Here is a 21,646-nt window from a genome sequence, read left to right on the forward strand (position 1 = left end):
CCCCCCGAATCAGCAAGAATCAGGGTCAGGTCTTGCCTTTTGCCTCTGCAGAGCCTGGAGGTTCGGGGATGCGGGGTGTTCACTCTTGCAGACTGTCCTGGAAAGGCAGGACGCAAGACCTGAACATCCCGCCACGCATTGCGAGGGCGTGACTCCGGCCCTTGCGACGTTTGCCTGGACCGGCCGCCTCACCCGCCGCATTGCCGCGAGCATCAGCAGACCGCCGCCTACCAGGAGGTCCGTGGACGGCTCGGGCACCGGTGCGTACACGATCGACAGCGTTTCCCGTCCGTCGGTCAACTTGTGCTCGAGGCCGAACGTGCCGAACCCCGGCGCAGCGAAGCGCGACGTGTCGAGCACCACGTCCCCATCGTCGAAATCCTGTAATGCATCCGCTTCGAAGACGGTCCAGCGCCACGCTTTCGAGGCATCGAAGTGCGCCAGGATTCCCGGCACATCGTCGGGAGAAAGCGTCACGAGTTCAAGGACGAAGGGAGCGTCGCCCGGCCGAATATCGAAATACGCGGTCCCGTTCACGGACCACAGGTCGAAACCCGCTCCAGCGAGACCTGCCGCGTCGTTGATCTCGACCTCGTAGGCGCCGCCGGCACCGAGCCGCGCATCGCCCGTCTCGGCCCGACCGGGAGAGCTGCCCGGCGCGAACGTACCTCCGCTGATCGAGACGAAGTCGAACGTTCCGGTGCCGCCGGCGCGGCCGCCGCGTCCGACAATCACCGCCGATTCGACAATGCCGTGGTTGACGAGGGAACCATCCGACAACTCGATGAAGTCACCTGACACCTGCGCGCCCCTCGCCACCTCCAGGTAGGCACCGCCAGCCAGTACGACGGGCGTGCGCAAAGTCGTCATGGCCCCTGTTGTCAGATGCATCGCTCCGTTCAGGCGAACACTCGACAGCTGGCTCTCTCCTCTCAGTATGGCGTCGCCGCCGCGCTGGATCGTGAGCGACCTGAGCTCGGTCGTTCCGCCACCGGCGTCCAGTGTTCCTGCGAGTGTCCCGTTCTGCCACAGCAACCCCGCAGTCGAGATCACGCGTGCGCCCTCCGCGACCACCGTGCCCTGCCACGAGGCGGCGGAATCGTCCACCCGGTGCCCCCGACCATACAGCGTGCCACCCGACAATTGCATGCCGTCCCACCGAACGGTGCCGGTCGCGTCGGTATGGAAGGACTCCCCCTCGTGTGCCGAGTAGGCCACAGACGCGAACTGGACCGTGCCGCCGTTCATCGCGACGAGTTGGCGCGAGGCAGGATTCCGGAGCACTTCCATGACTGCGCCTCTTCCACTGACGATCGTCCGTCCGGTGTGCGCCGCGCCATCGAGTTTCACGTAGGAATCGTCACCCGTGAACGCGACACTTCCCGCTCCGGAGGAGCCGTCGTTCACCTCGCCAGTCAGCTGGAGCGCCCTCGAAACGGGTACGAACGGGCGCAGCCGGATCGTCCATGCCACCGGGGCCGAGAAGACGTCCTGCCCGGGAAGTGCCTCGGGATCCGAGAGGTCGACCCTGGCAAGCGCGTGAATGGATAACGAATCACCCGTGACGAGCGTCGCCCGGTCCACCTGCAGTTCGCCACCGGAGCCCAGGGTGATTCCGTCGGTGAACTCGCTCGCCGCTCCGTCCGCGAACTTGGCGATCACGTCCGGACCGGTCAGCGTCAGCCGATCGCCCGCCACACGGGTGCCGGAGCCTCTGACATTGAGCAGCGCCCCCATATTCACCACGGCACTGCCAAGGTCGGAGACGCGCGCTCCTTCCGCGATGTCGATGAAATGCCCGGCACCCGTCACGGAGAACGAGGAGGTGCCCGACGGCACCTTGGCATCGAACTCGCCCCTGATCAGCCGCACGCCCGCGCTCTTCACTTCCAGGCTGCCGAGTTTCATCTTCGTGCCATCGGCCGTGCCCTCCAACGTCTGCACACCCGCCCCTGCCTCCTTCAGAAGTCTGACCAGCCCGCTCGTGAAGCTACCCTTCCACACGCCGTCTCCATCCCCTTCGAGCACGACGGCCGAACCTGGCGCGGCAAGGTCGAAGGTCCCGTCGAGCGCACCCACCGCAACCGCCGCCCCCGGATAGGGAAAACTCACCTTTCCACGGCCGGAGACCGCCAGCGTCGCTCGCGCCAGTGTTCGCGGAGCAACGATCAGTTCCCCGTCTTCCACCTGCACCCGTCCGGGAAAGAGCCCCCTTTGATCGAAGAGGCTCAAAGTGCCGCCGCCGATCTTGCGCACGAGGCCGCCTGTACCCGTAAGCAGACCGGAGAACGAGGAGGTTCCGGCGCCGGCGACCGGTGCGATGGTTTCATCACCGAGGATCAGCGTGCCGCCAAACATGTTGATGGCACCCGCGTGGCCGAACGCCTGGGACGTGTCCACCGACCGGAAGCGCGCGGTGCCGCGGTTCGCGATCTGCAGTTTGACTTCCGACGTGGCCAGTGACGCGGAATGAAACTCGAGGACGGGTGCCGCGAGTTCGGTCCCGGCGCCGACGAAGACCTGGGCCGAAGCGCCGTCGACGCTGCCGATGCGAAGCGCCTGCCCGGCGAACACCTGGCTGCCTTCACCAGACAACGACAGGACCGCCCCGTTGCCATCGGTCCCCACCGCTATGGTCCCCCCGCCCACCGCCGGCGCGCGGTTGGCCCGCAAGGTGGATCCGGACTCGACGGAAATCCGCCCGCCATCGCTCACGCCGATCCATCCGGACGACGTGAGCGACGCAGAGTCGCGAAGCGTCAGGGTACTGCCTGCGCCGATCTGCACGGCAGGCTCCACGGGGGCGATGAACGGATCGACCGCCAGTTCGGCATTGGCGACGGTGACATCCCCCAGCACGACATCGAGAAACGACAGCGTGGAAACCGACGCGGGGCGAACGGCGCCGCCGATCTCGACCGAGGTCCTGGCGCTGGCGCCCACCCTGAGGCTCTGCGCCCCGAGTCCCGAGGAGAATGTGGACAGCTGAGACGTCAAGCCGCCACCGTCCAGTTCGAGCGAGGCAGCCCCGAGATCCTGCCGGCTCGCCGCGCGGATCGCACCGACCCCCACGCGGCTCAGGCCCGGGGCTTCGAACCGGGTAGTGCCCTCCAGCACGAGTGCCGTGCCGCGCAGCCCGTCCTGATTTCCCGCACGCAGCACGGCCCGGTCCGCCACGATATCGCCTTCGAACCTGGCGGGCAGCGACAGCGAGAGGGTGCCGCCCCCCGTCACTCGAATCGTTCCTTCCGGCGTACCTGTTGACGCGGGAGTATCGAGACTCGACCCGATCTTGGCCGACACGCCCTCGGCGAGCCGGATCGTGCCCCCGCCCGACCGGCTGATTCCGTCCACGAACCCGAGACCGCCGCCCGTGAGCGTGTAACCGGTACTCTCGAAGAAGATCTCGTTCAGGGACCGCGTGCCCTCGACGGCGACGACGCCCGCGATCCCGCCGAATGTGGCGGCGGAATTCGGGCCATCGACCCACACGGAGCCCTTGAACAGCGGATCGGGGAAGGGTGGAATGCCCGCCGGCGTCCGAGCCCAGAGCGAAGAAACCGCATCCCAGGTGCCTGCTCCGCCTGTCCCGGCCTCGCTCCCCTGGGGATCCCAGTAGAGAACATCTGCCGGGGCTGCCGGAACAAGAAGAACCAGCGACACGGCCACGGCAAGCCGGCGCGCGCACCCGGGAAAGCGCAATGGGCTGCGTTTCATGAGAGGTCTCCCCGGCCATGGTTCCCCGGGCAGCCTCGCATGCCGCGAAGCCCGGTCCGGCCTTTGTTGCGGGAAGTCTACCGCCGCCCATCCTCCAAGGCACGGCAAAACTGCACAGGGAAGAGACCCGGATAGGCCGGTTGCGCCCGCCCCCTCCAGTTACATCACCACCGAGAAGTTGAACTTCTGCGCGGAGGGCGCCTCCCGATTGACGAAGACGATCACCTCGTCCAGTTCCTTCACCACCTCGGATTGCTGATTGCTCAGCAACCCGAACCGGACGTTCTTCTGCACGACATGGTCACGCAATGCCTGCAGGTAATTGACTGCCTCCTTGATCGGCATCCACACGCCCTCTGCTGCCATGAGTTCGTCCGTCGAAGTCATGCCCGCGGGCAGATCCTTGTCTTCGAGATTGAACCGCTGATCCGTCGTGTCGCAGATCCCCACGAAAGATGGCAGGCCGAGCGATGTGGCGATGGAATCGAGCTTTGCCGCATGTTTGTACAGCGCGAAACAATCGCCTTGATCGGACTTGACCTCGCCGGCGGCGAGTACGTTGGCCCACAGGACTGTGCTCATCGCGTGCTCTCCCTGGAGTTCGATGTTCGTTCTACGACTGCGCTTGATGCACCGAAGATGTCAGACGGCACGCGGCTCCGCACGCATCCACCGACACCCCAAGCCGGATCTGGGGACGAGCCGACGCCAGTTCCTCGCATCGCACGCCGCGGAGCCCTTCCCGGTTTCCGACTGTATCGCGATCCGCGTACATTAGTCGGTACCTTGCCTGCGTTGCGGCATGCGCAACTTCGATGGGAGAACAACGATGAAGAACGTCGGCGTGATCGGCCTGGGTGCCATGGGCATGGGTGTCGCCAGGAATCTTCTGCGCGCAGGTTTTCGGACCCATGGCTGCGATGTGCGTCAGACGGCGCTCGACGAGTTCATCGGACACGGGGGAATCGGCCATTCCACGCCGGCGGCCCTGGCCAGGGAGTGCTCCGTGGTGATCCTGCTCGTCGTCGACAGCGCCCAGATCGACGAGGTGCTCTTCGGCGAATCCGGTGCGGCCCCGAACCTCGCCCCGGGATCCGTGGTCGTCAGTTCATCCACGGTCGCGCCCGCTTTCACGGCTCGCGCAGGGGATCGCCTCGCGGGGCTGGGCCTCCGGCTCATCGACTCTCCGGTCACGGGAGGTATTTCCGGCGCCATGAACGGCACACTGGCGCTGCTGACGTCCGGTCCGGAAGAAGCCTACCTCCAGTGCGAAGACGTTCTGAAGGCCTTCTCGTCCAAGATCTACAAGTTCGGTCCGGAACCTGGGCTGGGCTCCAAGATGAAGGTCCTCCACCAGCTGCTGGTGTGCTGCCACATGGCCGTATCCGCAGAGGCGATGGCCCTGGGGCTGCGCGAGAACGTCGATCCGAACGTGCTTTACGACGTCGTGACGCATGGCGCCGGGAACTCATGGATCTTCCAGGAGCGCATCCCGCGCGTCCTGGCCGGCGACTACAAAGCCAGGACGGCACTGGAAGTTCCGCTCAAGGACATCAGCCTCGTGATGGAAACGGCCAAGTCATCTAACTTCCCGCTGCCGATGACTTCGGCCGCCTATGAGATGTTCGCAAAGGGCATCGGCCGCCGGCCTGGGGAAGGAAGACGACGTCGCCTTGATCAAGACGTTCCCTGGACTTCGCCTGCCCGGCGAATCCTGACGCAGCGATCGCTCCATGGAGGGAGTCCACGCAATGGCGGCTTGTGTGGCCTTTCGGTGCATCCATTCCCCGGCCCGATTCGTACAATTCTCCATTCGACGACGAACGCCCCGTGCGACCGTCCCCGGGACGGGGACGAGCCGCGCAGCTGGCCCTCAGGAGTACCGATGCCCTACCCGCAGATCCCCATGATCCCGCCCTCCGAGATCACCCCTCGCGCTCTTTTCGACAGCCGCCGCAGCTTTCTTCGCGATGCAGGGCTGCTCGGGGCCGCAGCCGGACTGTCCCTGATGGGCGTTTCTCCTCGTGCGCACGCCGCCTTGCAGAACGTCGGCAGGAGCCCCTTCAGCACCGCCGAGAAGCCCACCGCCCACAAGGACGTCACCACCTACAACAACTTCTACGAGTTCGGCACGGGCAAGGACGACCCCGCCGAGCGCGCGGGCAGTCTCAAGACCCGCCCCTGGACCGTGACGGTGGACGGCGAATGCGGCAAGCCCCGGCGTTGGGACGTGGACGAACTGCTCAAGCTGGCGGCGCTGGAAGAGCGCATCTACCGGATGCGCTGCGTCGAAGGCTGGTCGATGGTGATCCCGTGGGTGGGCTACCCGTTGGCTGAACTGTTGAAGCGTGCTGCACCTTCGTCGAAAGCGAAGTACGTGGAGTTCACCACGCTGCTGGACCCCGCACAGATGCCGGGGCAGAACCGGGCCGTGCTCGCCTGGCCCTATATGGAGGGGTTGCGGATCGACGAAGCCATGCATCCGCTCGCCATCCTGTGCCTGGGCCTCTACGGCGACGTGCTGCCCAATCAGAACGGCGCACCGGTGCGCATCGTGGTGCCCTGGAAATACGGATTCAAGAGCGCCAAGTCCATCGTGCGCATCCGCTTCACGGCGGAAGAGCCGCGGACGGCCTGGAACAAGGCGGCGCCGAACGAGTACGGGTTCTACTCCAACGTGAATCCAAACGTCGACCATCCCCGTTGGAGTCAGAGCCGCGAGCGGCGCATCGGCGAGTTCGGAAAACGCGACACGCTGATGTTCAACGGATACGCCGAACAGGTCGCCTCGCTGTACTCGGGTATGGATCTCAAGAAGTACTTCTGAAGATCGACCGGAACCTCCCGGCGGCCGACGGGCCGCCGCCTGAACCGCATCGCAATGCCCTCGTCTCCCGGAAAGTCCGCCGTCGGCTGGATCAAGGCCGCCGTGTTCGCGCTGTGTCTTATGCCTCTCGGCCGGCTCGGCTGGCTTGCCTCCTCCGACAGCCTGGGCGCCAATCCGATCGAACACATCACCCGCGCGACGGGCTGGTGGACACTCGCCTTCCTGCTCATCACGCTGACGGTCACGCCAGCACGGCGCCTGCTGTCGATGCCCTGGCTGCTCCGGTTGCGCCGCATGCTCGGGCTGTTCGCGTTCTTCTACGCCTGCCTGCACTTCACGACCTACCTATGGCTGGACCAGTTCTTCGACTGGGCGGCGATGCTGAAGGACATCGCCAAACGGCCGTTCATCACGGTGGGCTTCACCGCCTTCGTGCTGCTCATACCGCTGGCCGCGACTTCCACCAATGCCATGGTGAAGCGGCTCGGTGCCCGACGATGGCAGGCGCTGCACCGCACGGTTTACGTGATTGCGACGTTGGGCGTCGTTCACTTCTGGTGGCTCGTCAAGAAGGATGTGACGGAGCCGGCGTGGTTCGCCGCAGTGCTCAGCGCATTGTTGTCGGCGCGAATCGCCCCTCTGCTCCTGGCACGGTATCGCAGCTAGGGGGCCGGTCTGGCTTGCCCGCGCTTCACGCGTGCATTGCGCGACAGGGCGGGGTCCAGAGACAGGGCGGGGTCCGGTCTTGCGTCTTGCCTGAGGATCCGTTCTGCAGCCGGTACTTCATGCGAAGATTCGCAAGAAGAGCAATCAAAGGACAGTAGCCAGACACGATCTGGGCTACCACCGCATTCCGACTGCTTCATCAAAGGAGATTCGGATGTCCTCGTTCGATGCGACGTCACGGTCGCGAGGCCGGCGACCCTTGTTCCATCGGGACAGGGGATCTCCCTGGTGGTTCATTGCCATGGCGGTGCTTCTGTTGCAGTGGAGCGTACCTTCGTCAGGTGAGCCCAACCAGTGTCTGGTTCCCTGGGAATGGCGTCTTCCTCCGAGTGTCGTTGACCGGAGAGAAGGCCCGCTGGGGAACTACCTTTGGCTGAGAGACCGGAACGGGAATCGTGTCGACGACTTTCTGGAGAATCTGGAGAGGCTTCAATTCGAACTGAGAAAGAGCAAAGGGGCGGAAGCTGACGTCGAGCATATCGATCTGATCATCGCTCTGAACACGTGTCAGCCGGAGCAGGAGATCAGGAGGATGCTCGAAGAATGGGACGCCCGGCCCAGGTCGATCTACATCGCGCGCTACGTCCCGTTGATCGTCCTCGAGGCCGTCACTCCTTACGTCGATCTGCTTGCACGAATCGCCCGGGACCATCGCGTTGCAATGATCGAATGGGCCGAACCCATGCGTCCCATGCTCGCCAAGGCGATGCAGACGATACGCTGGAATCCCGCGCCATCCCCCTACACCAAAGGCATGTCCGTCGCGGTCATAGACACTGCAGTCGCGGGGCAGCCGACCAACCGCGCTGCTGTGCGATCCGGCAATGCCTCGGTCCCCACGGCTGAAGGCTGCCTCGCCAACACCTGGGTGAAGGAATCCCTCGATGCCATGTCCGAGAACAGCCCCTGGGTACCGGGACCCATTTGTCCTTGCAACGACAGCGACTGCGCACACGGTACTGCCGTAGCAGCCATCCTGGCCGGCCACATGGACTCGTCCAAGTCACGCCACCCAGGGGTAAGTCCCGGCACTTCGATCATGAGCCTGCGTGCATGCACCGCGAGCGATTGCGATGTGCCCGCCATCTTCCGGTCCCTGGAGGCCGTCCTTGACCGGCGCAAAGACATTTCACTCGTCAACATGAGCGTGGCCGGGTGCATCGACGATGACGGCAGGAGCAGCTATGCCCAGATGGTCGACAGAGTCGCCGCCTCGGGCATACCAGTCGTCGTCGCCCTCGGAAATGCCAGAGGGTGTTCCGTTGATCAGGGGCAACGACTCGTCCCGCGTCCGGCCTCCGCAAGCCTTGCCATCGTGGTATCCGGTGTCGACGATCGTGGTGCCAGGCCGATGCCATTCGACCAGAACCTGCGGGGTCCACGCTGCGATGGACTAAGACCGGACATCGCCAACGAACTGAGCCGCAAGCCCGACATCATTGCCCCGGCAAAGGAGATCGCGCTCGGCGACAGCAATGTGCAACTGGACGGCGTATCGTTTGCTGCGCCATTTGTCACTGGAGTCATTGCGGGGTCCGTGAACCACCGCTCCGGCGCGCCCTCAGTCTGTGCAATCAAGTGTGCCATCAAGGAATCATCGAGGCGGACACTCCCCGACCATTCCGCGGGAAAGTGGCACGACGAGTACGGCCACGGCCTGCTGGATGGGGCTGCACTACTGCAGTCGCTGCAACTGGGGCAGGCGTGCAAACCCTCCAAGGCATGCGAGGAACGCGTTCGAATGGTGCTGCAACAGTCGCCGCCCTCCCGCGACGACCTTGAGGCATCGTCCTGTCGATGAGGTCGGCCAAGCCCCCGACAATTCAGGGTTTGGCCGGCGTCTTCGGCATGGGGCATGGGTCATCGTTCTGCGCCCTTCTACCCTTCTGCACATCGGCACTGCGCGAAAGACTCCGGAAGCGCGCCAGACACGAGACATGAACTCGATGCCTTGGTCCCTGGCAAGGCATTCCTGCAGGGAATCGAGATCGACGCGTCCGCCACCCTGTGCGTTGCGGATCTTGCACGCAAGGCCGCCGAGCCTTTGTCACCCGCAGGCCGCTGCCGGCTCAGACGAATTCATATGGACCGGGAACTCGCCGACGCTTCCAATGCCCGGGCGATCCCGTCGGACAGGTCCGGAACCTGAGTGACGTCCGGATCGTCCTTCAGCCACTCGCTCGCAAAGCTGGCGATCTTTCCGTAGGCGTTGTCTGAATAGTAGACGGGCACCCCCCGCAGCCAGCTCAGGATCACGGCATGCAATCGATCCGTCACCACGGCCCTGCCGCTCTCGAGCAAGGCCATTCCGCGCTCGAACCGATATCTCGCAAGGCGGTTCGCAGAGGCCCGCACGAGCCGGTCGAGCGTCGGCTTCAAGCGTGGGCGCCTGGAAGAATCGATCCCCTGCAGCCTGGCGTAGAGGCTGTGCGCGAATCCCCGGTCCTCGCTGGTCCAGTCCGTCACGAGCACCTTCTCGCCCGGCACATCCAGGGGCGCTGACGGACCGCACCTGGACTCCTTGTCCGTTCTTCTCACGACCACCACATCCCATCTTGCCGCCGAGGCATCGCCACGCACGTTCCGCGGAAGACAGCAAGCCATGTCCGGAACCATGACGGCCCTGTCTCCGGAAATGCGACGAGCGATCTCGAGACTGGCGGGGTCTCTTGCGAACAGATGGAAGTCCGGGTGCTGACGGAATATGGCGGTGGCCCGGTCTTCACGTTCCCGGTCAGCGAAGTGAATCGACTGGGGCAGCTGAACCACCCTGTTCCGGGGAAGCATCGCGACGACCCTCTCCCTGAAGACCTGGTGCGCTTCCCACACGTCGCCAAGATTCCCTCCGCCGCTCAGCAGCACCACTCGTTCCCCCGCGTCCCTGAGCACCGTCTCGATCGAATACCGGGAGATGTCGCCGATGGCCGCGATGCGGCGGCCGAGCTTCCTGAGCAGATGTACCTGGCCCAGCCATATCGCGCTGTCTCCGACATTGGCGTAATCGGGGAAATCGAGCAGCAAGCACTCGCGGTCTGCAGGAATGAGCCGATCGAGCATTCCGCGCATCTGCCCGATGCCGTCTTTCAGGTGTTCCATTTCGCGAGTATCCGCCCCACCGAGGTCTCCAGATCGCAGAGCGCGCGGACGCGATCTCTCGTCCAGCCGCCCGGACAGCACCAGGCGTACCTGAGCGCCCTTTCCAGCAGTTCTCTGTACCACCACCGAGGGACACCGAACCACCGGGCCGCGTCCTCGCACGGCTCCGTCAGGGAACAGGTCCGTCCCAGACCGCGGAAGTACTCCGCGACATACCGTTTCGAAAGCCGTTCAGCCGGAATCCAGTGCCGCACTCCCGCCTCCGGCACCCACCAGCCCTCGTGGCCCGCAGCCAGGATCCTGCGTACCACGTCCACCTCCTCTCCCAGCACCACACGACGCCCGTTTCGCCCTAGGGCAGGATCGTAACGATGCATTCTCTGGACATCGGTCCGGACGCAGAAGTTGGCTCCGTAGGGAACCGCGTTCGAACCGGCGTTGAATGGAATCGCGGTGTGACCGAGATCGCGTGCCGCGTAAGCCGAAGAGAGCAAGTCCCAGTTCTCGACGATCCATACCGGCGGATCCGACTGGAACCAGGGCGCGATCGGCCCTCCGAACACTGCCGCGTCGGGATGCCGGTCGAACGCGGCTTCGTACGCCTGCAGCCAGTTCCCGTCCACCAGCACGTCGTCGTCGGTCCAGAGAATGTAACTGCCCCGGGCGTGATCCATCGCCGCGTTGCGCGCATTCGACAAGCCCAGCCGATCCTGGCGGGCACGGCGCAGCGGAAGACGGCCCGTGTGCCGTTCGAGCACCGTGTCCGTGTCGTCGGTGCACCTGTTGTCGACGACAAGCACCTCCCAGGCGCGCCTTCTCGGAACCGCGATCTCACCGAGTCTCCCGAGCGTCCTGTCGAGGAGCTGCGACCGGTTGTGGGTGCAGATGGCGATCGTGATCACGGTGCCGCTATGCCGCCAGGTCTGCGAACGTTGCGCGGCGAGCTGCTGCGCCTTCCGTTGCACGCTCTGAGGGGTGCAAGACAGAGACGGTCCTGCCGGACCCGCTCATCACGTTCGACCATCGAACGACGGCCTTGGCAAGGCATCTCCGGAAAGTCCCCTGCGCCGTGCATGCAGATTGCCGGTCGGAAACCCGGGAACGTGCGTCCTGCCGCCGCGTCGCCATCGATCCGCATCCAGGCAAGCCGCTCAGCGCTTCTTCGTGCTCACAATCTGAATCGCGATGCATCCCTCCTCAGGGCATCCGCCATGTTCGAGAGCCGAGAGGCCGACTGCGCCGTATTGACCGCCACGGAGCTGTTCTCCTCGCACATGCGTGCGATGCTCTCCACATTGCGCGCGATCTCCTGCATGGTGATGCTCTGTTCGTTGAGCGTGTGCGCAATGTCGTCCACGGCCTGGCCGACCTTGCCCGATCCGTCCTGGATCCGGGTCATGGAACTTCCCGCGTGATGGGCCGTTTCCACGCCTCGGCTCACCCGTTCCACGCTGTTGTTCATTTCCGCCGTCGCTCGCTCCGCCCCGCTCTGGATCCGGCCGACCATCTCGGCGATCTTCCGCGTCGATTCACCCGTGCGTTCCGAGAGCTTCCTGACCTCGTCCGCTACCACCGCAAAGCCACGCCCCTGCTCGCCTGCGCGCGCCGCTTCGATGGCGGCGTTGAGTGCCAGCAGATTGGTCTGGTCCGCGATATCCCGGATCACGTTCACGATGACGGAGATCTCCTTGGAGTAAACGCCCAGTTCCTCCACCGTTCTCGCGGAACTGCTCACCGCATCGGCAATATGTTTCATCTCGTTGGCGGCATCGTGAACCACCGCGCCGCCTTCGCGAGACACTTCACCCGATTCCGCCGAGATGCGCTGGGCGATCCCCGCATGTTCGCCCACCTGGTCGATGGAGGTGGACATCTGCTCCACGGTCGCCGCCATGTTGGACGCGGACTCCGACTGGTCCTGCACCGCTCGTGCGGCGCGTTCTGCGGATTCGTTGAGCTGCGCCGCGGCCGTGCTCACCTCGTGCGCGTTCCGGCCAATCGAATAGATGATCTCGAAGAGATTGTCCCGGGTACGTGTGAGTTGCGTGATCAGGTCGCCAAACTCGTCAGCTCCGGCATGCGGCAATCGTCGAGTGAGATCACCCTGGCCATGTCCGGGTGGCCTCGGTGATCGCATGCAGCTGGCCAACAACGGTCCGGCTCAGCCACATGGTGATCGCACAAATGGCCAGACTCCCCACCACCATGATCGCCCAGAGGGCCGTGGGACTGGCATCGGCGCGCCCCGAGATGCGCCAGGACTCCAGGCCGACACCGAGGATGCTCAGCAGTGCCAGGCCCGCCATGCCCCACAGGCGTGAAGCGATCGTCAGATCGTCCAGGCGTTGTCCAACTCTCCCCAGCAACCCGGCCTTCAGGAGACGCCCTCCGGTCAGGCGTACAGCACACCTGCCTGTGCGCATCTCCCGATAGAGCGTTTCCGCGGTATCGATATCGTCACGGGATGGCCGCTGACGCACCGACATGTAACCGCCATCGTCCTGCGGCGTCACGCTGGCTCTCACCCAATAGTGATCGCCATCCTTGCGCCGGTTCTTCACCATCGCGCTCCAGGGACGGCCCGACTTGATGGTGGCCCAGAGGTCCCGAAACGCCTCCTCGGGCATGTCAGGATGCCGGACGATGTTGTGTGCCTTGCCGAGGAGTTCGGTCTCGTGGAACCCGCTGGATTCGATGAAGTCCTGGTTCACCCAGGTGATCCGACCTTTTGCATCCGTCTTCGAGATGATGGCGACGCCATCCTTGAGGACATACTCGCGCTGCGTGACTGGCTGGTTGTTCTTCATGGTTCTTCCCTTGGCGTGCCGCGTGTCGGGCGTTTTTCTTGCAGCTTTGTTACAGGAAGTGTGCTACGGATGGATCGCGCTGCAACTTGATAGAACCGGTCGCAATTTTCTCATTTCTTCGTTTGACACCGCCATTATTGACACATCCGTGACTCTGTCCGGTTCCATTCCGCACTGATCGGCGCCCCACTGCGTGCAGGTATCCCTTCCGCCAAGGGTTGTATGGCTCCCTCGCCGACCCCGCCTCCCTTGTGGCGACCGCCCGGACATGCGGGCGCCCTGTCACTTGTTCCGCATCACACGGGCAGACACACCCCTATACTCCGCCGAGTCGCACTCCCGGTAGGGGAATCCTTCGTGAAGCTTCGATTCAGCCTGTTTCTTTGGTTCGCCTCGCTGTGTCTCGATGCCTTTGCGGCCGAGCCCCTTCGTCTCGCCTTCATCAACGGAATCAGCGGAACCTTCGCGATCCAGGGCGACGAACAGTTGAAGTCGCTGCGCGCGGCGGCCGATCTGGTCAATGCAAGAGGCGGCGTCCTGGGAGGACGGATGCTGGAGATCGTCCCCTTCGACAACAAGAACAACCCGCAGGAATCCCTGATCATGCTGAATCAGGCGCTGGATCAGGACATCCGCTATGTGCTCACGACCGTGTCCAGCGTCGCGCACGCGTTGAGCGAAGCCATCGCCAAGAACAACAGCCGGCGTCCGGACCGCCGGGCCGTCCTGCTGAACTTCAACGCGCTGGATCCTGCGCTGACCGAAGCCAAGTGCAATTTCTGGCACTTCCGCTTCGAAACGCACGCCGACATGCAACTGAGTGCCCTCACCGACGTGCTCGCGAAGCAGCGGTCCAGTCGCCGCGTCTATCTGATCAATCAGGACTACGCCTACGGCCAGGCCGTGAGCCGGTCCGCGCGAGAGATGCTCGCGGCCAAGCGCCCGGACATCCAGATCGTCGGCGACGATCTGCATCCGCTGGGCAAGGTGAAGGACTTCGCCCCGTACGTGTCGAAGATCCGGGCCTCCGGCGCCGACAGCGTGATCTCGGGCAACTGGGGCAACGATCTGTCGCTGCTCATCAAGGCGAGCAAGGACGCCGGACTCGACGCGACGTACTACACGTTGCTCGGCGCGTTCTTCGGATCGCCCGCCGCCATCGGTGCGTCGGGCGCCGACCGCATGAAGACCACGCATGGATGGCACATCAACGCCGCCGACGGCACGTGGGAGCCCCGTCTCGTGCAGTCGCGGTCACGGTACACGGCGGTCTCCGACATGGCATACATCCCGGCTTACCGCGTCATGGACATGCTTGCCGCCGCCGTCACGAAGACCGGCAGCGACGACCCGCTCAAGGTCGCCTATGCGCTGGAAGGCATGGAATACATGGGTCCGACGGGCCGGTCGTGGATGCGCGCGGACGACCATCAGATGATCGGTCCGATCTACCTGATGAGCTTTGCCAAAGCAGGCAGTCCGGGCGTGAAGCACGATGCCGAAGGCACGGGCTACGGCTGGAAGACCGACGCGATCATCGAAGCCAAGGACAACATCCCGCCCGTGAAATGCCAGATGGAACGGCCCGCCAGGCCCTGACCTCGGGGACCGACCGGCTCGCGACTTACCGCGCGAACCTTCGTGCACCTGCCACGCAGGCCACCACGATCAGCGTGGCGGCCAGCATGAGCGCCGACACCTGTTCGTTCAGCAGCGAGGCCGCAAGCGCGAGTCCGAAGAACGGCTGCAGCAACTGCAGTTGCCCGACAGCGGCGATCCCCCCCAGCGAAAGTCCCCTGTACCAGAAGACGAAGCCGATCAGCATGCTGAACAGCGAGACGTAGCCCAGTCCGATCCACGCGGGCGTATCCACCGCTGCCAGCGAATCCGGCATCCGGAGCAGCATGAGCGGAATCATCACGGGCATCGCCAGCACGAGGGCCCACGAGATCACCTGCCATCCGCCCAGCTTGCGGGACAGCTGCGCACCTTCCGCGTAGCCGAGTCCGCACACGACAACGGCCGCCAGCATCAACAGATCGCCGGTGACCGATGCCGACAACCCCTGCGCCAAGGCGAATCCTCCCACCGCCGTGGCGCCCAAGATCGAGAAGAGCCAGAACGCAGGGCGAGGCCGCTCGCCGGCCCGGAGCACGCCAAAGAGTGCGGTCACCAAGGGCAGCACGCCGATGAACACGATGGAGTGCGCAGACGTCACGCGTTGAAGCGCCAGGGCCGTGAGAAGCGGGAAGCCCACCACGACACCCATCGCGACCAGCGCCAACGGCAACAGATCCTGGCGGTCCGGCCTCGTCCGATGTCCCATCGCCAACAGACCCGCCGCGAGCAGTCCCGCGATGACGGCTCGCGCGGCCGTCAGGAACACCGGTTCGAAGTCCATCACGGCCACCCGGGTCGCGGGCAACGACCCGCTGAAGATCACCACCCCTGCCAGCCCGCTCAGCCACCCGCTCGTATCCCGCCCCATCGCATCCTCCTGTCGATGGGCATTTATCCGTTTTCTGGCGAGGCACCGCCAGTTACACTCGCGTACGGTTTCATCGAACTGTTATGGATACAGGACCCATACGGATGGATGCTCGCACCAGAAGACCCGGCCGGGAACCCGCGCGGACGGTGGCGGTGATGTCGGCCATCCGCCAGCGCATCGCCACCCGCAATCTCCTGCACGGAGACAAGCTGCCGTCCATTCGCGCCCTGGCGGCGTCCATGCAGGTGTCGACGTCGACGGTCGTGGAGGCGTACGAGCGCCTGGTCGCCGAAGGCGCCATCACTTCCCGCCCCGGCTCCGCCTTCTACGTGGCCGCCAAGCCGACCCCCATGTCGGTCGCCGAGATCGGGCCCCGGCTTGACCGCGCCATCGATCCCTTCTGGGTATCGCGCCAGTCCCTGGAAACCGGGGATTCCGTGCTGAAGCCGGGTTGCGGATGGTTGCCGGCCTCGTGGCTGCCCCAGGCGTGGTTGCGTCGCGCGTTGCGAACGCTCGCGCGTGCGGAGGATTCCGCTCTGGCCGACTACGGCACGCCGCTCGGTCTGCCGGGCCTGCGGCAGCTGCTCTCGCGCCGCCTCGCGGACCGCGGCATCGGCGTGCCGCCCGATCAGATCATGCTCACAGAGTCGGGCACCCAGGCCATCGATCTGCTGTGCCGTCTGCTCATCGAACCCGGTGACGCGGTCCTGGTCGACGACCCGTGCTACTTCAATTTCCAGGCACTGCTGCGGGCACACCGAGCGCGGATCGTGGGCGTGCCCTGCACCGCCTCCGGCCCCGACGTGGAAAAGTTCGCGGCCGCACTCGCCGAGCATCGACCCCTCCTGTACATCACCAATTCAGCCATCCACAACCCCACGGGCGCCACGCTGTCGCCCGTCACTGCTCACCGGCTGCTCAAGCTCGCGCACGACGCGGACCTCACCATCGTCGAGGACGACATCTTCGCGGATTTCGAGCACGTGCCGTCACCCCGGCTCGCCGCGCTGGACGGCCTGGAGCGCGTCGTTCACATCGGAAGTTTCTCCAAGACGCTGTCGGCGTCCGCACGCGTCGGCTACATCGCCGCGCGCTCCGACTGGATCGAGGGCCTCACGGACCTCAAGATCGCCACCTGTTTCGGCGGCGGCCAGTTCGCCGCGCAGCTCGTGCTGAGCACGCTGCAGGATGGCGGGTATCGCAAGCACCTGGAAACGCTGCGGCAGCGCCTGTCCCACGCCATGTTCGACGTGAGCCGGCGGCTCGAGAAGCTGGGTATCGTTCCCTGGCTGAGACCGCAGGCCGGCATGTTCCTCTGGTGCCAGCTTCCCGAAGGCTTCGACGCGGCGGCGCTTTCGCAATCCGCACTCGCGCAGGACATCGTGCTGGCCCCGGGCAACGCGTTCAGCCTGAGTCAGACGGCCACTCGCTTCCTTCGCTTCAACGTGGCGCAGTGCAACGATGATCGCTTGTTCCGCTTCCTGAGGGATCAGATCGGTTCGCGGTGAGAGACGCCGCACCGACAGAACGTATGCTCGTTCCGCGCTGCGATTCCCCAGCTGCATCGCTCCCGCCGGGCAAGCGCACGCCCAGGATTTCGTCGCCCCTATCCTCCTTCCGGAGCCCGCATGCCTGCCGACTTCTCGTACGACCCCGTGACCGCACTCGACGAAGCGAAGGCCACCGGGGAGGCCGCCGCGATCTTTGCGGACATCCGCGAGACGATGAGCCTCCCGTTGGTCACGTCCATCTGGCGGGGGCTTGCCGGCATGGACGACAGCCTTCCGCGCGTGTGGGCGGCGACGAAGCCCCTCTTCCTGTCCGGTTTGCCTGAAGCAGCGCTGACACGCGCGCTGAGCGACGCACTGCTGCCCCGGCCCGAACCTCTCGTCCCCGTCCAGCTTTCCTGCATCGGCTTGGATGGGGAGGACGTGCAGGCGATCCGCACAATCCTGGCAGCGTACAACCGGTCGAACGGAATGAACCTGATGGCGCTGGCCGCCCTGATGAGCGCACCAGCACAGACGCGTTCGGCGCCCGCGGCGGCTCCGCCGCCATCGCCGAAGTGGCCTCCGTTGCGACCGCTGGCCGCGAGAGAGGCGATCGCCGACGACGTCTGGGGAGATGGTGAGGCACGTGAATTCCTTCGGCGCACCGGGCGAGGATTCAGCGGTTGCAACCCTGTGGCGCCATCTCGCGCACTGGCCCGCGCTCCTTGCGCTGGTCTGCAGCGCGTTCACGCCCCTGCAGTCCCGCGGGGAGATTCAGGCCGCGAGCGCCCGCCTGGCGGGGCTCGCGCTTGCCGAGGGCGCGCGCATGGCCCACCTTCGTCCCGCCAGGCTCGACTTCCCGCCGCTGGCCGTCGCCACGATCAGGAACTACGTGGAAGACCCCATGCAGGTCTGCCGGATGGTCGTCCTCGGTCACGCACTGGAGCAGTGGCTCGCGCCCTGAACGGGCCGTGGCAACGCCGGCTTTCGCGGGCCACCCCCGGGGGTCGGCTGGCCGGACCGCTCAGGGATCGCCGCCCGCAACGAAAACGGCCTCCCGAAGGAGGCCGCAGCGCGTGGGATCCTGCGCGGGTCAGACGTCCCCGCCCCATTTGAACGGACCGTACAGACCCTGCGCGATGTCGAGACGGTCGCGCTCCGCTCCGCCCAGCCACATCTGCACGATCTTGTAATCGCGCATGTACTTCTCGATGTGGCTCTCGTAGGCATAGCCCGCCGAGCCCATGAGCTGCATGCCGCGGTTCGTGACCATCTCGGCCGCATCGCCCGCGAACGAACGCGCAGACGAGAACTTGGCCTTCATGTGCGCCTCCCACGGGTAACCGTAGACCTCCGGGTGCATGACCTGGTAGGTGCAGCTCAGGTAGTACTGCCGCGAGATCTCGATGGCGCGGAACATCTCGGCGATCGTGCCGGCGAACAGCGAGCGTTCCCGCATCGGCTTGCCGGCGATCATGCGGTTGTTCGTCCAGTCGAGCACGATCTCCAGCACTGCTTCGGACAAGCCCGTGAGACGCGCCGCACCCGCGAGCCTCCCGAGCCCGATCACGTAGCCCTTGATGAGCTTGGAGCCCTGGCCGGGCTGGGTATCGATGCGGTACCGCTTGGGAATCCGCACATCGTTGAACCAGATGTCCGTATTGGCTTCGGTGAAGCTGAAGCCCATCTTCTGGTACGGCTTGGAGAACGACAGTCCGGGCGCATCGGGCGGTACGTAGAAGATGCCCACGTTCTCGTCCCCGCCCGCCTTGTCCGTGATGGCGCAGACCCAGTAGCCGAGATGGCCGTTCATGTACTCGCTGCGAAAATTCTCGGCCTCGCCCGCCGGACCGGGCCACAGCTTGTGCCCGTTGATCACGTAGTGGTCACCGTCGAGTCTGGCCATCACCTTCATGGTCCTGTATTCGAGCGCCGGATCCTCGACGTTGGCCCCGCCCGCCGGCTCCGTGATGGCGAAGCAGGCGGTCCACACTTCGTCCCCGGCGATACGTGGCGCGAACTCCTCGATGAGATCGTCACGTCCCGCCGCGAGCATCACGGACACCGCCCAATGGAGCTTGCCGACCTTCGTGGCCAACCCGATGTCGGCCCGCGACAGTTCCTCGTTGATCATCTGACGGACCACGGGCCGGTAGCCGAGGCCACCGAACCTGGTCGGAAGGATCGCCTTGGTGACGCCGAACTCCACGAGCTTCGCGTAGAGGCGATGGAGTGTCTGTTTGGCGAGCTTCTCGTCGCGATGCCACCCGCCTTCCAGATCGTGCCGGTACGGCATCAGTTCCCGGTCGACGAAGGCCCGGAAGTGCTCGGCGATCTCGATCTCTTCGGACGTGCAGAAGGCCAGGTTGTACTTGTGGCGTGGATCGAGCAGCCGGTACCCGCCCAGACCGCTCGGTTTGGGCTGCTGCATGGCGCCCGCGTGCATGTCCATCTCGCTTTCTCCCTGGTGTTGCGATCGATCGGCAATCGTGCGGGACGATATCAGCGCCGGCGCCGGCGTACCAGACCCGCCATCATCCCCAGACCCGTGATCAGCAGGCCCCAGGTGCCGGGCTCCGGCACGGCTGCGGTGGCCGTGTAGTCGCTCAGATAGACGGCATCCGAGGTGTAATCGATGAGGAACGAGCCACTGCCGTCGGCCGTGAAGACACGGTCGCCGTCGGCAATCCCATCGAACGTGCCCAGCACCGACTCGGCCGAAATGAACGCGAACGTGCCACTGGCGAGGCCGGCAAAGCTCGACAGAAGCTTCACGTCCAGCGTGCCGTCCAGCGACAGGGCGCCGGTCACACGCAAGACATCGTATTCAGTGCCCGCGGCCAGACCGGCGATCTCGCTCTCGAGGGCCGCACCGTCCTCGAGGGCGAGATCCCCTTGGATCGTCAGCTCACCGGGTGAGGCCCCAGGCGCGATTCGTCCACGCGCACGCATGTTCGAGACGCTGATACGGCCGCCTCCACCGATGGCCCCGTCCGACTCCAGTTGCCCCAGCACCTGAAGTGAGCTTCCTGCCCCGACGAAGATCTGCCCCGAATTGACCAGGTTGCCCATCGTCGTGAAATTGCGCCCGCCGGTGATCCTGAACGTGCCGCGGTTGTCCGCCAGACCGTCGATCGGCGCAAACGAGGAGCCTCCACCTTCCATCCAGACACTGCCGCCGTTGACCGTCACGATCGGGGCACCCGCCACCACGATGGCGCTGTTCGCCCCGACATGCCACGTGCCACCGGTCAGCATGGAACCCGCGATCTGCGTGACCCCGCCCAGCAACTCCAGCCGGCCGGCCTGCACGTTCACCACGCCCGTATTGTCGAACGCGTGGCCGGTGATGCGCGTGGTGCCCGCGCCGCTCTTGAGATACGTGCCGCCGTTGACGAAGTTCCCGCCACTGCCGCCATAGGCGCGATCGATGTCGCTGACTCCGGTCGTCTGGTCCAGCCACAGCCCCGCGTTCTCGATCCGGCTGCCGCCACCTCCCCGGATGGCACCCGCTTGCCAGTCCACTGTGCCCTCGTTCACCAGCACCCGCCGATCGAGGTCGTGGTTGCCCCCGCCCGCGATCATGAACACCCCGTCGGCGGCCACCCTTGTGACACCCGCGCCGTTCAGGGTGCCCGCGCTCCATCGGTAGCTGCCATGCAGCGTGTGACTGCCTCCGAGCACCCCACCCGCAATGTCGAAAGCCGTCGCGGTCAGGTGGCCCGTGACGTTGGCCGTTCCAAGGAGCTTCACCGCCCCATCGAGCGTCACCCCGTCCTCGAAGGTGTGGGTCGAATGGATCTCCAGCAGCGCTCCGGCCGCCGCCTCCATTCGCGATCCCGCCTCGTGCGTCGTGTTCCCCGCCAGCCTCAGAACACCCGCATCGACCTCGAACACCCCGCGGTTACGCAGCGTGTGCGCGAATGTCGTGATCGCGCCTCCGGTCTTGAGATAGGTGCCGTTGTTCACCCATTCGCCATCGGCGCCTCCGTAGGCCCGGTTGAACTCGGAATTTCCGGAGACCCGGTCCAACCACTCCCCGTTGTTGACCACGGTCGTGCCACTGCCCCCCCGGATGTTGCCGCCCTCCCACACGACCGTGCCGTCATTCACGAGCGTACGTCGATCCAGATCGTGATCACCGGCGCCGGCGATCGTGAACAACGCATCCGCGATGACGGTGGTTCCCGCGCCGTTGAGGGTGCCGGTTGTCCAGAGGTAGTTGCCATGCAGCGTATGGCTGCCGCCGAGCACGCCTCCGGCAAGTTCGAACGCCATCGCCGTCAGATTTCCCTCGACGTTGGCGGTCCCCAGGACCTTCACCGGCCCCTCGAGCGTCACCCCGTCCTGGAAGGTGTGGGTGGACCGGATCTCCAGCATCGCCCCTGCGGCCACCTGGATGAGGGAGCCCGTCTCGTGAACCGTGTTCCCGGACAACCGCAGCACACCGGCCTGCACCTCGATCAGGTTCCGGTTGCTCAGCGAATGGTTG

15 protein-coding genes and 1 pseudogene are annotated in these 21,646 nt (G+C 65.1%); 7 read left to right on the plus strand and 9 right to left on the minus strand.

Annotated elements, in window-relative coordinates; all coding sequences use genetic code 11:
- Positions 1-9 precede the first annotated feature (9 nt).
- Together IPK20_13295 and IPK20_13300 are read right to left on the minus strand one after the other, a co-directional pair.
- Positions 10-3,717 carry a PEP-CTERM sorting domain-containing protein gene (locus IPK20_13295; GenBank protein ID MBK8017582.1) on the minus strand — a complete coding sequence of 1,236 codons (3,708 nt, stop codon included), beginning with the start codon at positions 3,715-3,717 and terminating at the stop codon, positions 10-12.
- Positions 3,718-3,876: 159 nt separating this feature from the next.
- A complete protein-coding gene (locus tag IPK20_13300; GenBank protein MBK8017583.1) occupies positions 3,877-4,299 on the minus strand; it encodes a hypothetical protein in 423 nt (140 codons plus the stop codon).
- 247 nt (positions 4,300-4,546) lie between these two features.
- Between IPK20_13300 and IPK20_13305 the strand changes: the two are divergent.
- The 4 genes and pseudogenes from IPK20_13305 to IPK20_13320 all read left to right on the plus strand — a co-directional run bounded on the left by IPK20_13305 (position 4,547) and on the right by IPK20_13320 (position 9,071).
- Positions 4,547-5,435, plus strand: a pseudogene (locus IPK20_13305) (NAD(P)-dependent oxidoreductase).
- Positions 5,436-5,602: 167 nt separating this feature from the next.
- Positions 5,603-6,544 (plus strand): protein-methionine-sulfoxide reductase catalytic subunit MsrP, encoded by a 942-nt coding sequence (gene msrP / locus IPK20_13310; GenBank protein ID MBK8017584.1) that lies wholly within the window; start codon positions 5,603-5,605, stop codon positions 6,542-6,544.
- Between the two features lie 54 nt (positions 6,545-6,598).
- Positions 6,599-7,210 (plus strand): sulfoxide reductase heme-binding subunit YedZ, encoded by a 612-nt coding sequence (locus IPK20_13315; GenBank protein ID MBK8017585.1) that lies wholly within the window; start codon positions 6,599-6,601, stop codon positions 7,208-7,210.
- A 592-nt stretch (positions 7,211-7,802) separates the two neighbouring features.
- On the plus strand, positions 7,803-9,071 hold the full coding sequence (locus tag IPK20_13320; GenBank protein ID MBK8017586.1) for a S8 family serine peptidase: 1,269 nt from the start codon (positions 7,803-7,805) through the stop codon (positions 9,069-9,071).
- Between the two features lie 278 nt (positions 9,072-9,349).
- Here IPK20_13320 and IPK20_13325 read toward each other — a convergent pair whose 3' ends face one another.
- From IPK20_13325 to IPK20_13340, 4 genes are all read right to left on the minus strand, one after another.
- On the minus strand, positions 9,350-10,366 hold the full coding sequence (locus IPK20_13325) for a polysaccharide pyruvyl transferase family protein (GenBank protein ID MBK8017587.1): 1,017 nt from the start codon (positions 10,364-10,366) through the stop codon (positions 9,350-9,352).
- Positions 10,354-11,331: a glycosyltransferase family 2 protein gene (locus IPK20_13330; GenBank protein ID MBK8017588.1), complete on the minus strand. Its 978-nt coding sequence runs from the start codon at positions 11,329-11,331 to the stop codon at positions 10,354-10,356. The genes IPK20_13325 and IPK20_13330 overlap by 13 nt, the downstream gene beginning before the upstream one ends.
- A gap of 203 nt (positions 11,332-11,534) precedes the next feature.
- On the minus strand, positions 11,535-12,503 hold the full coding sequence (locus IPK20_13335) for a methyl-accepting chemotaxis protein (GenBank protein ID MBK8017589.1): 969 nt from the start codon (positions 12,501-12,503) through the stop codon (positions 11,535-11,537).
- Positions 12,466-13,173 carry a PAS domain-containing protein gene (locus IPK20_13340; GenBank protein MBK8017590.1) on the minus strand — a complete coding sequence of 236 codons (708 nt, stop codon included), beginning with the start codon at positions 13,171-13,173 and terminating at the stop codon, positions 12,466-12,468. Before IPK20_13340 ends, IPK20_13335 begins: the two co-directional genes overlap by 38 nt.
- A 357-nt stretch (positions 13,174-13,530) precedes the next feature.
- On the opposite strand from IPK20_13340, the gene IPK20_13345 reads away from it, so the two are divergent.
- A complete protein-coding gene (locus IPK20_13345) occupies positions 13,531-14,772 on the plus strand; it encodes a branched-chain amino acid ABC transporter substrate-binding protein (protein MBK8017591.1) in 1,242 nt (413 codons plus the stop codon).
- 25 nt (positions 14,773-14,797) lie between these two features.
- On the opposite strand, the gene IPK20_13350 is transcribed toward IPK20_13345, so the two are convergent.
- Positions 14,798-15,661 carry a DMT family transporter gene (locus tag IPK20_13350; GenBank protein MBK8017592.1) on the minus strand — a complete coding sequence of 288 codons (864 nt, stop codon included), beginning with the start codon at positions 15,659-15,661 and terminating at the stop codon, positions 14,798-14,800.
- Between the two features lie 104 nt (positions 15,662-15,765).
- Here IPK20_13350 and IPK20_13355 point away from each other — a divergent pair, with 104 nt between their 5' ends.
- Positions 15,766-17,172, plus strand: a complete 1,407-nt coding sequence (locus tag IPK20_13355; GenBank protein ID MBK8017593.1) for a PLP-dependent aminotransferase family protein — start codon at positions 15,766-15,768, stop codon at positions 17,170-17,172.
- 98 nt (positions 17,173-17,270) lie between these two features.
- Here IPK20_13355 and IPK20_13360 read toward each other — a convergent pair whose 3' ends face one another.
- The gene (locus tag IPK20_13360) at positions 17,271-17,435 is read right to left on the minus strand and encodes a hypothetical protein (GenBank protein ID MBK8017594.1); all 165 of its coding nucleotides are present in this window, start codon (positions 17,433-17,435) and stop codon (positions 17,271-17,273) included.
- A 365-nt stretch (positions 17,436-17,800) separates the two neighbouring features.
- Between IPK20_13360 and IPK20_13365 the strand changes: the two genes are divergently transcribed.
- On the plus strand, positions 17,801-18,118 hold the full coding sequence (locus IPK20_13365) for a hypothetical protein (GenBank protein MBK8017595.1): 318 nt from the start codon (positions 17,801-17,803) through the stop codon (positions 18,116-18,118).
- A gap of 129 nt (positions 18,119-18,247) precedes the next feature.
- Here IPK20_13365 and IPK20_13370 read toward each other — a convergent pair whose 3' ends face one another.
- Positions 18,248-19,606, minus strand: a complete 1,359-nt coding sequence (locus IPK20_13370; protein ID MBK8017596.1) for an acyl-CoA dehydrogenase — start codon at positions 19,604-19,606, stop codon at positions 18,248-18,250.
- Between the last annotated feature and the right edge of the window lie 2,040 nt (positions 19,607-21,646).

This window comes from Betaproteobacteria bacterium, from assembly GCA_016713305.1.
Lineage (GTDB): Bacteria > Pseudomonadota > Gammaproteobacteria > Burkholderiales.

Coding starts and splice junctions, on each gene's coding strand:
- IPK20_13325 (MBK8017587.1), bottom strand. CDS start 10,366: ATGGAACACCTGAAAGACGGCATCGGGCAGATGCGCGGAATGCTCGAT.
- msrP (MBK8017584.1), top strand. CDS start 5,603: ATGCCCTACCCGCAGATCCCCATGATCCCGCCCTCCGAGATCACCCCT.
- IPK20_13320 (MBK8017586.1), top strand. CDS start 7,803: ATGCTCGAAGAATGGGACGCCCGGCCCAGGTCGATCTACATCGCGCGC.
- IPK20_13300 (MBK8017583.1), bottom strand. CDS start 4,299: ATGAGCACAGTCCTGTGGGCCAACGTACTCGCCGCCGGCGAGGTCAAG.
- IPK20_13295 (MBK8017582.1), bottom strand. CDS start 3,717: ATGAAACGCAGCCCATTGCGCTTTCCCGGGTGCGCGCGCCGGCTTGCC.
- IPK20_13340 (MBK8017590.1), bottom strand. CDS start 13,173: ATGAAGAACAACCAGCCAGTCACGCAGCGCGAGTATGTCCTCAAGGAT.
- IPK20_13350 (MBK8017592.1), bottom strand. CDS start 15,661: ATGGGGCGGGATACGAGCGGGTGGCTGAGCGGGCTGGCAGGGGTGGTG.
- IPK20_13360 (MBK8017594.1), bottom strand. CDS start 17,435: ATGCCGGCAAGCCCCCGCCAGATGGACGTGACCAACGGGAGGCTCATC.
- IPK20_13315 (MBK8017585.1), top strand. CDS start 6,599: ATGCCCTCGTCTCCCGGAAAGTCCGCCGTCGGCTGGATCAAGGCCGCC.
- IPK20_13335 (MBK8017589.1), bottom strand. CDS start 12,503: ATGCGATCACCGAGGCCACCCGGACATGGCCAGGGTGATCTCACTCGA.
- IPK20_13355 (MBK8017593.1), top strand. CDS start 15,766: ATGGATGCTCGCACCAGAAGACCCGGCCGGGAACCCGCGCGGACGGTG.
- IPK20_13370 (MBK8017596.1), bottom strand. CDS start 19,606: ATGGACATGCACGCGGGCGCCATGCAGCAGCCCAAACCGAGCGGTCTG.